Raw genomic sequence first — 13,173 nt, 5'->3', positions numbered from 1 at the left:
TACCTACCGCTGTCGACTCCCTTACGGGTCTTACAGTGTGTAAGTGAGGGTGAGCATCTGGAACTCGCGTTCCATCGCCTGGCCACGGATGCCGGCCAGGCCTCCCGTTCCGGAGCCGGGGACGATGCTGCCGTGGCTGCTCTGCTCGTCCCCGTCGGCGACCCCGGCATGCTGGATGACGAACGTGCCCTGCCGACCGTCGAGTGTCCCCTCGATTCGCTCGGACGCCACGTAACCGCCGCCCGAATCCCCTTGAGCGGTCAACACCTCTGCTACCCCCATACCGTCGATCACGCCCTGGTATCGCTTGCGGATCGTGACCCGGGTCATCCTGGGCCCCTCGGAAGGCGTCTCGTACACGTCCTCGTCGAAGTCCGTGATCTCGAACCTGGCCTCGACAACGCGCTGTTCCTGCTGGTCGGTCATGGTGCTGAAGACTAGCCTGCCGTCCCGCCAAGCCCTCCAGGGCCCCTGAAGCCCTGGCCGCGCCGTAGATCTCCACGCCGGAGGTGCGCAGGCTCGACGCGACGAGGGCGAGCTCGATGCCGGCCGACTCGCCGATCTGCACCATCCGGGTCGGCTTGCCGAACGCGAACGACCGCGGCACCAACGCGCGCAGCAGGATCTCGCGTTCGGGTCGAGGAATGACGCTGTGCTGATGAGAGCCGTGGGCCGGGGAAGATCCGGCGTGCCGTTGACGAACTGCTGGAGCCTGCGCGGACAGTCGAGCCATCGCCGGTGCACATGGCGGCGACCGGGCTCGCGCCTCGCCTCGCCCCGGACGTTCAGCTGAGTGACGGACTGGACGGACATGTTCGGCTCCTTCATTGTTGCCCTGCTGTGGAACCACCGCCGCAGGGATGGCGGCCAGTTTGTGGCCGCCACCGGAACAGGATGAGTAGGGGTTACTCATGACGGCACGAGCGCGGGCGCCGACACTCGGCCCATGCGTATCCGCCGCGTGATCGTGCCGCTCGTCTTGTTCGTCGTCGCCGCCCTGCTCGGCGCCCCCGCGGGGCACGCCGACAGCGCGGTGCACGGTGAGTGCGAGTTCCTCGGGACCTCGCCCCTGTCGCTCGCGGAGGGCGAGCGGCCCCGTGCCCGCATCACCTTCCTCAACGACAGTCAGGAGAGCGGCTGGTTCACCGCCACGGTGGAGGCCGGGTTCCACTACTGGCACGCCACGCCGTTCTACCGGCAGTTGTTATCCGCCGAGACGGGGCTGGTGCAGGGGGAGTTCGACCTGCCGCCGGCGTACGCGGAGGGCCTCGGTGACGCGAGCGGCCTGCGGATCGACATCACCTCGACGCTGTCGGGCGACACGACGATCGGCACCTGCTCCACCACCCTGAAGGTGCACACCGGCCGTGACACCGACCAGGACGGGCTGCTGGACGACTGGGAGATCAACGGCGTCGACTACGACCAGGACGGCACGGTCGATCTCGCACTGAACCAGCCCCCGTACAGCGCCGACCCGAACAAGAAGGACATCTTCGTCGAGCTGGACGCGATGTTCTGCCTGGCGTCGTACTGCCGGCGCTCCAGGGAGTTGGACCCGAACGCCATCAGCCAGGTGGTGACCGCCTTCGCGGCGCACGGCATCACCCTGCACGTCCATACCGGCGAGCGGGCCGGCGAGGCGGAGCGGATCACGTTCGATACCAAGAGCCCCGGCAGCTGGGACGACTTCGACGATGTGAAGTTCGGCGACCCCGCCATCGCCTGCGACGGGAACTTCGGCGACGTGCTCGACCGGATCTCACGCAACTGCGAGAACATCCTGGGCGCCAAGCGGCTGGCGTTCCGCTACGCCGTGTCGGTGCACGGGCTGACCGGCCTCGGCACCACATCGGGCCAGGCCGAGGCGGGCGACGACACCCAGCAGCACGTCGACCTGGCCCACCTGGCCCGCGTCGCCCTGCCGGGCGGCAACGACTTCGTCATCTCGCTCGGCGCGTGGGACAACACGCGGATCACCGCCAACGGCGGCCAGACCGCGGCGGAGGCGGGCACGTTCATGCACGAGCTCGGCCACACGCTCGGGCTGCAGCACGGCGGCCTGGACAGCGTCAACTGCAAGCCGAACTACCTGAGCGTCATGAACTACTCCTACCAGTTCCCCACGGCGTCCACCGCGTCCCGCCCCCTGGACTACCAGCCCCAGGAGCGCGCCCCCATGAACGAGGACCAGGGTCTCGACGAGGTGGGCGACGCCCTGCCGGGAGCGGGTAGCGCGACGGTCGTGTACGGAACGGTGGTGGCCGGGAGACCCGGAGTCGCGCTGACCACGCCGGCCAACAAGCCGGTCGACTGGAATGGCGACGGCACCAGGGCGACGAGCCAGTCCGGGGACGTCAACCACATCATCATGGGCCCCGACACCACGTCCTGCCCCGTCTCCCCCAAGCAGACCCTCACCTCCTGGAACGACTGGGACCACCTGAACCTCAACTTCCGCGAGAGCCCCTGGTTCGAGGACGGCGCGCACAAGGGCGTGCTCGGCCTGGGCAGCGCCGAGATCACCGCCGAGGCCGCCGCGAGTCTCAACCCGCCGATCGACCTCTCCGCCGCCAAGACCGTGGACAGGCAGGACGCCTCCCCCGGCGACCGGCTCACCTACACCGTGGCCGTGGGCAACAAGGGACCCGCCACCGCCACGGCGGTGAAGATCGACGACACGATGCCCGGCGGCGACGTCGTCCACCGCACGACGTCCGACGTGCCGGCGGGTGGCTCCGCGCGGGAGACGTTCACCTACGACATCCCCTGTGCGACCACGGACGGGACGGTCCTGACGAACAAGGCGGCCGTGTCGGGGACCAATGAGCGCGGATACGCCGAGACCGGCACCCTGTCCGACAACACCGCCGAGGTGTCCACCACGGTGCACCGGTCGGTGATCGGCGTGGCGGCCACCGCGCCCGCCACCGTCAACGCCGGCGAGGCCGCCGCCTATACCCTGACCTACCGCAACACCGGCGGGGCCGCGGCCTCCGGCGCCACGCTCACCGCCACGCTGCCCGCCGGTCTCTACTACAGCGCCGCGCTCGACCAGGGCGCCAGGCCCCGCCCCGGCTCCGTGAGCAGGAACACCGACGGCACCACCACGCTGCGCTGGGCCATCGGCACGCTGCCCGCCGGCACGGGGACCGGCACGATCGGCTTCACCGCACGGCCGAGCCTGCTGCTCCTGGACGCGGCGACGGTCACCGTGCCGGTCTCGCTGAGCGCCGACGGCTCCGGCCCGTGCCCCACCAGCGCCGCCGCCGCGTCGGTGGAAACGCGGATCACGACCGTCTCCCCCAGCCGCGACCCGGGGCTGGTCACGTTCTGGGCGCTGCGGCCCGACCTGCGCACCGCCGAGGCGCTCGCCCGCGTCCAGGCCACCGACGACCGCTTCGACGGCGCCGACGGCTCGGCCGCGAACGGCGCGCTCTCCCTGCGGGAGTCCACCGCCGTCCTCACCCTGCCGCTGACGCAGCCGCGCACACTGCGGGCCGAACTGCTGGCCACCACGCTCAACCTGGCCGGCCGCCGGATCAACGCCGGCACCGCCGTGGACGGCCTCACCGCGCGGGCCCTGGGGGTGCGGACGGTGGGCGAGGCCGTCCGCCACGCCCAGGCCACCCTCGCGCAGCCGCCCACGCTGGACAACCTCGTCCGCTACACGAAGGCGACCCAGGTGCTCGCCGAGATCAACTCGGGTCTGGCGAGCTAGCCATGTGCTTCCGAGGTGGCCGCCCCCGGTGGCCACCTCGGTGGCCACCCCCGTGGCGGCTCGGTGGCGGCTCGGTGGCGGCGGGGCGGAGCTGGGCCGCGCGGCTCCGGGACACGTCCAGCTTGCTCGTACGGTCCTGCACGTGGCGGTACATGTGCTGCACCATGGGCGGCCAGTTGATGACCTGGGCGAACGCCCGAAGGGGAGGCGGTCACCACTGCCCGAGGTGCGCCGTCAAGGTGCGGCGGTGGGCGCCACCCAGCTGCTGAGAAGCCGGAGCGCCTGCGCGGTCGGGGAGCCCGGCTCGACGTTGTAGACGCACAAGGTCTGGTCGGGGTCGCCCGGAGGCTGGAAGGACTCGTAGTGGAAGTGCAGCTCGCCGACGAGGGGATGGCGATAGTGCTTGGTGCCGTGCGTGCGGCGCAGCACGCGGTGGTCGTTCCACCAGGAGCCGAACTCCGGCGAGCGCAGCGTGAGCTCGCCGACGAGGTCAGCGAGCCGGCGATCCTCGGGATGGCGGCCGGCTTCCAGGCGGAGCATGGCGACGGTTTCCGCGGCGACGCGTTCCCAGTCGCCGGTACGGATTCGGGCTTCGGGGTCGAGCAGGTAGTAGCGGGCCAAGTTGCGCTGAGGCACGGCAAGGGCCTCGAAATCGGTCAGCACCTCGCGGGCCAGACGGTTGGCGGCCAGGACGTCCGTACGGCGGCCGAGGACGAAGGCGGGCACCTCATGGAGGGTCTGGAGCATCAGGTGGAGGCCGGGCCTGACCCGCTGGGGGCTGACGGGGGCGTGGCGGGTGGGGCGAGCCAGCAGGTCGGTGAGATGCTCGCGTTCGGCGGCGTCGAGCTGAAGGGCCCGCGCGAGCGCCTCGACGACCTCGGGCTAGGGGTGACCGGCGCGGCCCTGTTCGAGCCGGGTGTAGTACTCGGTGCTGACCCCGGCCAGCCTGGCGACCTCGCCGCGGCGCAGGCCGGACACGCGACGCGCGCGGCCGTCGGCGGGCAGCCCGGCCTGGTCCGGGGTGATCCGGGCACGGCGTGAGCGCAGGAAATCGGCGAGTTCGCGACTGCGGTCCATGTCCTCCAGTGTGCGGGGACGAGCGAGTGGCCAGGTGCACGGAGGTGGCCCTGCCAGTACCTGCCTCGCGCTTACCTGCCCGGGCAGGGCATGTTCGGGCACCCCGGGAAGGGGATGCGGGCTGGTGTGCTGGTGAGGGACCGCGGCGATGGGCCGCGGACGACTCGGAAGGCTTGCACCATGAACGCAGCAACCCCTCTCGCCGGCCGCGTGGCCGTCGTCACCGGAGCGTCCAGCGGGATCGGCGAGGCCTCGGCCGAGCGACTGGCCGCACTGGGCGCACGTGTGGTCGTCGTGGCGCGGCGCGCGGAACGGCTGGACGACCTCGTCGCCCGGATCGAGAAGGCCGGAGGCCAGGCCCTGGCACTGGCGGCCGACGTCACCGACGCGGCGGCGGCGCGGGCCGCCGCCGACCGGGTCGCGGCCGAGCTGGGCGGCGCCGACCTGCTGTTGAACAACGCGGGCGTCATGCTGCCCGCCCCCATCGAGGAGCTGGCCGCCGACCAGTGGCAGCGCCAGATCGACCTCAACATCACGGGCCTGATGAACGTGATCGGCGCGTTCGTCCCCCAGCTCGTCGAGGCCGCGGGTACGCGCGGCGTGGCCGACCTGATCAACACCTCCTCCATCGCGGCGCAGAACATCTTCCCGAACTTCGCCGTCTACTCCGCGACCAAGGCGTACGTCACCCACCTGTCCCGGCACCTGCGGGCCGAGCTGGGAGCCAAGAACGTGCGGGTCTCGGCGATCGAGCCGGGGATCGTCGGCACCGAGCTGCAGAGTCACGTCACCGACGAGGGCGCGCGGGCGTGGCTGGAGGGCTCCAAGGAGACGATGGAGTGGCTCACGCCGCAGGATGTCGCGCAGACCGTCGGGTTCATCGCGAGCCTGCCGCCTCGGGCGAACCTCCAGCAGGTCACCATCATGCCCACCGGCCAGCCCAGCTGACCGCCACCGTGCCCCGTCCGTGCCTCTGACGGGCACTTCACAGGATCTGCGGCCTTCAGCAGACCTTGCCACGCGAGACCGGCTCGTCGCGGTGGCGGACCACACCCTTCATCGCCAACCGGCCGACTGTCGAGAGCGGTGAGCTCCGCCCTGGGGATCTGCTGCCCTCCACGCGGCAGATCGTCCGGGAGTTCGGCGTGGCCATGGCCACCGCCACCAAGGTGCTGACCGCCTTGCGACAAGCCGGTCTGGCCCGGCCGGTTCCCGGAATCGGTACGGTCGTCGACACCCCAGGCACCCGCCCGAGGACTCCGCACGATCGCAGACGTCCGGCGGCGTCCTTGGACCGGGGCCGCATCGTCGGCGCCGGGTTGGCCGTCGCCGACGTCGAGGGGCTGGCCGCGCTGTCCATGCGCCGTCTCGCCGCCGATCTGGACGTCACCACCATGGCGCTCTACCGCCACGTATCCAGCAGAGAGCACCTGATCCTGCTCATGGCCGACGCCGCCTTCGGCCAGTTCCCGCTCCCGGAGCCCTTGCCGCCCGGATGGCGCCGCTGCCTGGAGGTGGCGGCCAGGCAGCAGTGGGCCATGTACCAGCGTCACCCGTGGCTGGCGCGGGCCGTCTCCTTCACCCGGCCCCTGCCTTCCTCCCGCGCGATGGCCCACAGCGAATGGATGATGCGCGCCCTGGACGGGCTCGGCCTGGAGGCAGCCACGAGGCTGCACATCCATGTCTGCGTGGCCGCGTACGTCCGAGGGGTGGCCTCGAGCCTGGAAGCCGAAGCTGAGGCAGCGGCCCACTCGGGGATCACCGACGAGCAGTGGATGGACACCCGGGGCACACCGGCCCTGATGGGGCTCTCGAAGAACCCGGCGTTCCCGAACCTGGCACTCGTCCCACCCCGCTCGCTCGACCTGGACACCCTGTTCGAGTTCGGGCTCCAGCGCCTGTTGGAGGGCATCGTGACGCTGATCGACGAGCCCGTGCGCCAAGCCGGCCGCGAGCCCTGGCGGGCGTGACGCGGACGAGAGCGCGAGTCAGGTGCTGGAGCGCCGTACACACGGCGTGGGGCCGCCGCCCCCATGCAGGATGAGCCTGGCTCAGATCCCGGGGAGCAACAAGATCGCCGCGACGGCTACTCCGGCCTCGGTGACCAGCACGAGGGCCTGGGCGTGCATCCGGGCGACGGTTCTTCGGCCCAGCCACGCTCCGGCGAGGACGGCCGGGGTGAGGGCCGAGCCGAGTTGGAGCACGTGCACCGAGAGCAGGCTGCCCGCGCCATAGGCGACGATCTTGGTCAGCTGAACGATCAGGGACGCGGCGGCTTCAGTGCCGATGTACGCGCTGCCGATGAGGCCCTTGACGATGAAGAACGGGGCCGCGACCGGTCCTGCCGCCCCGAACAGCGCCGAGGCGAGACCGCAACCGGCGCCGACGGCAGCGAACGTCTTGTCGGCCGGCACCGCTCGCGGCGGCCGGAATCGCCGCCAGAAGACGGTGGCGATGAGGAACGCACCGAGAACGCGCTTGAGCGGCTCGACCGGCACGTAGGGCGGCAGGAGCCCGCCGGTCAGCAGCGTGGGGAGGAGGCCGGTGGACGGCTCAAGAGCCGACGCGCTCTGTCGTGAGATCTCACTGGGCAGGTGCTGGACGAACAGCACGAAGGTCGGGCACACCAGGAGGCCTTTCCGGCTCCCACGCTCGCGGGAACCACGACCTCCAGGCTTTTGTCCCTTCAGTTGACCGGTGGCCTCCCGAGCCGCCGGCGGTATCGCTCGGACCAGACCCGCCGGACCTGCATGAAACGGGCCGGGCGGCGGCGGAACCCTAGACACTCACCTGACGCCGTACTCTCCGGTGCGAGTTCTCCCGGAGCGCCGGTCAAGAAGTGCGGCAAGCAGCGGTGACGACGGCCGCGGACGGGGCCGTCGTCATGGCTGCGCTTCTCGCGGACCCGCGGTGAGAGGGTGGCGGCCACGTTCGCGTCGCTCGAATGGGCGGGACGGCCGCCCTGATCACCCTGACCCCGCGCCTGCGTGCCCCGCTCGGCGGAATCACCCCGATGGCCCAGCGGAATCGGTGCCCTCCACCGTCACGACACGGCTATCCCTGTCCGGAGACAGTCGCGCGCAAAATTTCGGTCCACCAGTCGAGCAGACGATCCCGGGCGGTGTCGTCCAGTCCGACGCTCCGGCGGAACTCGTCGCCGAACAGCGGCTCCGTAGCGACTGCCTGGTGCAGGGCGCACACGGTCAGTTGGATCGCCTCGCGGGACGGCGGCGTCCGCCCAGTGGCCGTGCAGTGCTGCAGCGCCTGGGCGTGCAGCCGGTCCACCACCTCATCCAGCATTCCGCTGCCGGTGTCCCGCCAGCCGGATCGGTGCAGCGCGAGCGCCAGTTCGGCGTAACCCCCGGCGTACAGCGCGGCCAGCGTGCGCACCAGCTCGGCGGGATCGATCGGGGCGTCAGCCCACGTGCCCAGCACAGTGTGCAGTTCGGCCTTCAGTTTGGCCCCGCCGAATCGCAACAGCGACTCCAGCAGTCGGTCACGCGTGCCGAAGTGGTGGTTGACCGCGGCGTCGGACACACCGACCTCCGCGGCGACCGCGCGCACCTGCACGGCGGCGGGGCCGCCCGCGGCGAGCAACCTGCTCGCCGCCTCCAGGATCAGCCGCTTGGCATCCTCAGGCTGACGTCGTACTCGGGTGGCCACGCATCCACCTTACCTTGACCGGCCAAGGCAACACCCCTTACCTTGATTGCTCAAGGTAAGGGGGTGGCGCGTGCAGGGACACTTCACGATGCCGGCGATGACCGAGCTGGCGGCGGCACTGGGCGTCCCGATCGACGACCCGGCCCCGCCCCGCGAGATCCACTTCTCCCGCGCGGGCTGCCGGTTGCACGGATTCGACTGGGGCGGCACAGGACCGCCCGTGCTGCTGTTGCACGGTGGCGCGTTGACCGCGCACACGTGGGACTTCGTCTGCCTCGGCCTGCGCGGCGCCGCCCGGCTGATCGCGCTGGATCTGCGAGGTCACGGCGAGAGCGGCTGGTCCGGCGACTACCGCGTCGGCACCCTTGCGGCCGACGTCGTCGCCGCGGCAGACCATCTCGGCTTCTACCGGGTCCACCTGGTCGGCATGTCGCTGGGCGGCGTCATCGCGGGCCACGTCGCCGACGAGCATCCCGACCGGGTGGAGCGGCTGGCGCTCATCGATGTCGCACCCGGCGTGGACTTCGACAGCACCTGGCGGGTGCGGACGTTCATCAGCGGGCTCGGTCCGGTGCGGGAGCTGGAGACGGTGGTGGAGGCCGCGATGCGGGTCAATCCACGCGCCCACCGGCCCACTGTCGCCTACCGCATGAGCACACTGTTCCGCCGGGCACCCGGCGGCGGCGGCTGGGTGCCGAAGGGAGATCCACGCCCTCCGGACTTCCCCGCCATCCTGGCGGCCATCGACAGGCTGCCCGCCCAGCTGAGCAGGACGCCGGTACTGCTCGTACGCGGCGGACGCAGCAGGGTGCTCCCCCAAGCCGCCGCCGAACGCCTGGTCGCGCACGTCCCGAACGGCGAGCTCGTGGTCGTGCCGGACGCCGGGCACAACGTCCAGGAGGACAATCCGGCCGCCCTGATCACCGCGTTACGCCCCTTCCTGACACGCCGACCGTGACACCGCTGGATCAGCAATCACGCCCCTGACACCGGTCCCGAATCACGAAAGGAGAACCAGCGCATGTCCGCACGAACGCTCGAGCTCACCACGATCCCTTCGGTGGAGGTCGGCATGCTCATCCGCCGCCCCGCCCGCGAGGTGTTCCAGGCCATCGTGGACCCCGCTGTCACGAGCAAGATCTGGTACACCAGAAGCAGCGGGAAGATGGTTCCCGGCGCCGAACTGACCTGGGAATGGGAAATGTACGGGGCGTCGACTCGGGCCTCGGTCGACGAGGTGGAGGAGAACCGGCGGATCCGTTTCACCTGGGGCAACTACACTCCCGACGCCCCCACCACAGTCGAGTTCCGTTTCATCCCCATGCCTGACGACACCACCTACGTCCAGGTCACCGAGAGCGGGTTCACCGGCACCGGCGACGAGCTCGTCCGCTACGTGACCGACTCCACCGGTGGCTTCACCTTCCTGATCAGCGCCCTCAAGGCGCTGCTGGAGCACGACGTCGTTCTCGGCCTCGTGGCCGACGCCCACCCAGGCGGCCTGCCGGGCTGAGAGAAGCCAGCACGCCTTCGGCGTGTGTGCCGGTGATCGCGACCGGTGGATCCGCCACTCCCTTTTGTCCTGTCCGTTCATATGTTTCAGGGGGCCAGATGGATCAGCTGGTGGAGGACGATCCGCGCAGGCTGGGGCCGTACGAGCTCGTCGCCCGGCTCGGCGAGGGCGGCCAGGGCGTCGTCTATCTGGGACGCGACCCCTCCGGCCGCCAGGTGGCCGTCAAGCTGCTGCACCACCGCCCGCTGACCGATCCCGGCGCGCGCGCCGGGTTCCTGCGCGAGGTGGAGATCGCCCGGCGAGTGGCCAGGTTCTCCACCGCGCCCGTGCTCCACGCCGACCTGGCGGGCCGGCGGCCCTACATCGTCAGCGAGTACGTGCCAGGCCCCTCGCTGCGCGACCTGGTCGCCACCGAGGGACCACGCCAGGGGGCCGCGCTGGAGCGACTGGCGATCAGCACCGCCGCCGCGCTGGCCGCCATCCACCGGGCCGGGGTGCTCCACCGCGACTTCAAGCCGGCCAACATCCTCATGGGACCCGAAGGCCCGGTCGTGATCGACTTCGGCATCGCCCGGGCCCTGGACGCGCCGGGCAACACCTCGACGGGCCCGCTGATGGGAACGCCGTCCTATCTGGCGCCCGAGCAGATCGGCGGCAGGCAGGTGACGGCCGCGGCCGACGTCTTCGCCTGGGCCGTGACCATGGTGTTCGCCGCCTCCGGGCGGCCCGCGTTCGGCGCCGACTCCACCCCCGCCGTGATCAACCGCATCCTGAACGACCAGCCGGCCGTCTCCGGTCTGGACGGCGTCCTGCTCCGGCTCGTCACCGCCGGCCTGTCGAAGGACCCGGCCGCGCGGCCGAGCGCCGACGACCTGGTCACCGGGCTGACCTCGCACGAGCTCGCTCCGGCACCGGCCGCCGGGCCGTCCCCGCCGCCGGAGCATCAGACCGGTCGGGCGCGGCGGCGCGCGCTGCCCGCGGCGGCCGCCGCCGCGACGGCGGCGCTGCTCGTCACGGGCGGCCTGCTGATCACCGCGGACGGCCCGCCCCCGCCACCCCCGGCCACGATCGGCTCGGCCGCTCCCCCACCGTCCGGCACCACCACCCCGGCCCCGGCCGCGGCCACCGCCTCGCCGCAGCAGGTCAGAAGCACCCCGCGGCGGACGTCGTCCCCGCCGGCCACGCCGCGGGCCCGGCCCAGGACCTCGGCCCCCACGACCCGACCGGCCAGGACGCGCGACGCGGCGAGCAGCTCCATCGACGACGGCTCGGCCTCCCACCCGACGCCCGCCCGGAACACCGAGCCCCCACCGGAGCCCACGCGCGAACCGTCGCAGCAGCCCACCCAGGCGCCCACCCAACCACAGCAACCGTCCCCGATGGAGAACCCCTTCACCTGCATCCCGTCGATGTGCTGAGCCCCGGCCCTCGGCAGCACGGCCACAACGGCCACGACGCCGTGACGCCGAAGACCGCGGCGAGCACTCTCGGGTGACTTCGTGCTCGCCTGTTCGCCGGACGCCGACGAACCACCGATCTGCTGAGGGAGAAAGGCGTCGCGGTCTTACGTGGAGGAGGCGACGGCCGCCGTCCGCGGTACAACGCGCTCGCCGATACCACTGCGGTCGGCGGCACCTCTTTCCACTCCACCTGCTGACAGCGCTCATCCCAGACTCACGCGCACAGCCCTTCCGAAAGCGTCCCGCAACGCCTTGTGCGCCGATCCGAGCAACATGCTCACAGGCATCGGCCACCCGAGCACTTGAGGGCCGCTCTTACCGAGGTGAATCACACCGCCGGCTTCAATCGATCCGCTGAAGTAGTCGAGGATGGACTCCACCCGGTTGAGATCCCGATGGCAGGACTCGTCGCACAGGGCCAATAACGCCGGCAGGTACTGCCGGGCCTTATCCACATTCGACCTTATCTCCCTGGCTCTGGCCGCGTCCGCGTCGGTGAACCCACCCTGCGGGTCGAGCTCGGCCATGTATTCCTGAAACTTGGCCTCGGCCTCCTGCACGAGTGCGATGGCAGTCATGTAGAGGTCAATCTGCTGGTCCAGGCGCCGGCGGTCTCGTTCGAGGTCACGTTCATGAGTCCGAGTTCGCCCGGCACGAGCGTTGTCCTCTGCGATCCTGTCTCGCTCGATCCCCAGCTGGCGCTGCCATTGAATCGTGTCGCGTTCTCGCTGCTCATTCCACCGCAGTCTTTCGTGCTTCCACTGCAGGCGCGTGATGAGTACGGAGCCGAGCAGGGAACTGACGGACCCCACAATTACCCCGAGAAACGCCATCCAGGCAGCCGTCATGCGGGCCAGTCTAAATTGGGCTGTTCGTCGTCATGCTGTATGCGTGAATATGATGCCAAGATCCAGTGACGCCTGGGGCAAAAGTAATGGCACCGACGCCCTCCGAGTGGCGTGCCAGTTCGTGTTCGAGGAGGTCGGCATGCGCCGCGTCACCTGTGGGTGGCCGCCGAGAACACCGCCGCCGTCCGCCCCCGCGAGCGCGTGGGCTTCGTCCAGGAGGGCCGCTTTCCGGACCGAGGGAAAGTCGTACGACTACCTGATGATGGGGCTGCCGGCGAGCGAGCTCACCGGCTGAGGGCCGCCCGGAGGCAGCCTTCGGCAACTCCGCGCCCTCGGCGCGGTCCTGCTGGGACTGCTAGAGGGTGTCTGACAATTCGGCTTGCCGGAGCCAGAGCATGAGTGAGGCAATGGTGACGCCGGCCAGGTAGCTGCTGGCCAGGATGTCTAAGCGGGTGGCGATGGCGCGCCATTGCTTGAGCTTGCCGATGCAGCGTTCGAGCAAGTTGCGGTGCTTGTAGATGAGTGGGATTGCCTGGTGTCGATTGTCTCGCCGTCGTCCTCTTTTTACGGGCGCCGGCGGCGTGCTGGTGGGCACGGGCGATGGTGGAGTCGAAGCTGACGGTGAACTCGACCTGGCCGGCCGATCTCGTGACCATGCAAAGGCGATGGCGGTTACTCAGCGTTACTTTGCGGCTGGGGGCACGGGCCCGAGTGGGGGCCCCGCCTACGCCGGGCTCGGACTCATCAACGCCGTCTCGACCCGCCGGTTCAGCGCCCTCCCTCGGTCGCAACAACCGAATGCGTCCGTATGGGCCGAGTCCCGCTGACGCCAGATGGCGCGAGCGCAAAGCAGCGCTTGACCTTGACGCCAATGTCAAGGAATAGCCTCGC

At 70.6% G+C, this 13,173-nt stretch carries 13 protein-coding genes; 6 read left to right on the top strand and 7 right to left on the bottom strand.

Features of this window, described 5'->3' with window-relative positions:
- Positions 1–30: 30 nt before the first annotated feature.
- Positions 31–426, bottom strand: coding sequence for a DUF3224 domain-containing protein (locus AB0C33_RS36165; RefSeq protein WP_358295819.1), 396 nt, complete (start codon positions 424–426; stop codon positions 31–33).
- Positions 427–946: 520 nt separating this feature from the next.
- Between AB0C33_RS36165 and AB0C33_RS36160 the strand changes: the two genes are divergently transcribed.
- Entirely contained in the window at positions 947–3,721 is a 2,775-nt protein-coding gene (locus AB0C33_RS36160) for a hypothetical protein (RefSeq protein WP_358295816.1), read from the top strand.
- Between the two features lie 234 nt (positions 3,722–3,955).
- Here AB0C33_RS36160 and AB0C33_RS36155 read toward each other — a convergent pair whose 3' ends face one another.
- Together AB0C33_RS36155 and AB0C33_RS36150 are read right to left on the bottom strand one after the other, a co-directional pair.
- A complete protein-coding gene (locus AB0C33_RS36155) occupies positions 3,956–4,531 on the bottom strand; it encodes a hypothetical protein (RefSeq protein WP_358296294.1) in 576 nt (191 codons plus the stop codon).
- A gap of 72 nt (positions 4,532–4,603) precedes the next feature.
- Positions 4,604–4,798, bottom strand: a complete 195-nt coding sequence (locus AB0C33_RS36150) for a helix-turn-helix transcriptional regulator (protein WP_358295813.1) — start codon at positions 4,796–4,798, stop codon at positions 4,604–4,606.
- 180 nt (positions 4,799–4,978) lie between these two features.
- On the opposite strand from AB0C33_RS36150, the gene AB0C33_RS36145 reads away from it, so the two are divergent.
- Positions 4,979–5,746, top strand: a complete 768-nt coding sequence (locus AB0C33_RS36145; protein WP_358295810.1) for an SDR family oxidoreductase — start codon at positions 4,979–4,981, stop codon at positions 5,744–5,746.
- A gap of 65 nt (positions 5,747–5,811) precedes the next feature.
- Positions 5,812–6,768 carry a TetR/AcrR family transcriptional regulator C-terminal domain-containing protein gene (locus AB0C33_RS36140; RefSeq protein ID WP_358295807.1) on the top strand — a complete coding sequence of 319 codons (957 nt, stop codon included), beginning with the start codon at positions 5,812–5,814 and terminating at the stop codon, positions 6,766–6,768.
- Positions 6,769–6,849: 81 nt separating this feature from the next.
- On the opposite strand, the gene AB0C33_RS36135 is transcribed toward AB0C33_RS36140, so the two are convergent.
- Positions 6,850–7,425 (bottom strand): TSUP family transporter, encoded by a 576-nt coding sequence (locus tag AB0C33_RS36135; protein WP_358295804.1) that lies wholly within the window; start codon positions 7,423–7,425, stop codon positions 6,850–6,852.
- A gap of 427 nt (positions 7,426–7,852) precedes the next feature.
- A complete protein-coding gene (locus tag AB0C33_RS36130; RefSeq protein ID WP_358295802.1) occupies positions 7,853–8,461 on the bottom strand; it encodes a TetR/AcrR family transcriptional regulator in 609 nt (202 codons plus the stop codon).
- A 70-nt stretch (positions 8,462–8,531) separates the two neighbouring features.
- Here AB0C33_RS36130 and AB0C33_RS36125 point away from each other — a divergent pair, with 70 nt between their 5' ends.
- The 3 genes from AB0C33_RS36125 to AB0C33_RS36115 all read left to right on the top strand — a co-directional run bounded on the left by AB0C33_RS36125 (position 8,532) and on the right by AB0C33_RS36115 (position 11,392).
- On the top strand, positions 8,532–9,419 hold the full coding sequence (locus AB0C33_RS36125; protein ID WP_358295800.1) for an alpha/beta hydrolase: 888 nt from the start codon (positions 8,532–8,534) through the stop codon (positions 9,417–9,419).
- Between the two features lie 63 nt (positions 9,420–9,482).
- Complete coding sequence (locus AB0C33_RS36120) at positions 9,483–9,974, top strand: SRPBCC family protein (protein ID WP_358295797.1); 492 nt, start codon at positions 9,483–9,485, stop codon at positions 9,972–9,974.
- Between the two features lie 98 nt (positions 9,975–10,072).
- Positions 10,073–11,392, top strand: coding sequence for a serine/threonine-protein kinase (locus AB0C33_RS36115; protein ID WP_358295794.1), 1,320 nt, complete (start codon positions 10,073–10,075; stop codon positions 11,390–11,392).
- Between the two features lie 245 nt (positions 11,393–11,637).
- Here AB0C33_RS36115 and AB0C33_RS36110 read toward each other — a convergent pair whose 3' ends face one another.
- Positions 11,638–12,282: a hypothetical protein gene (locus AB0C33_RS36110; RefSeq protein WP_358295791.1), complete on the bottom strand. Its 645-nt coding sequence runs from the start codon at positions 12,280–12,282 to the stop codon at positions 11,638–11,640.
- A 355-nt stretch (positions 12,283–12,637) separates the two neighbouring features.
- Positions 12,638–12,877 (bottom strand): hypothetical protein, encoded by a 240-nt coding sequence (locus AB0C33_RS36105; protein WP_358295788.1) that lies wholly within the window; start codon positions 12,875–12,877, stop codon positions 12,638–12,640.
- Between the last annotated feature and the right edge of the window lie 296 nt (positions 12,878–13,173).

Source organism: Nonomuraea sp. NPDC048881 (assembly GCF_040649795.1).
Taxonomy (GTDB): domain Bacteria; phylum Actinomycetota; class Actinomycetes; order Streptosporangiales; family Streptosporangiaceae; genus Nonomuraea.
Note: the sequence above shows the minus strand (reverse complement) of the source record. Positions and strands in the feature narration are given on the sequence as shown.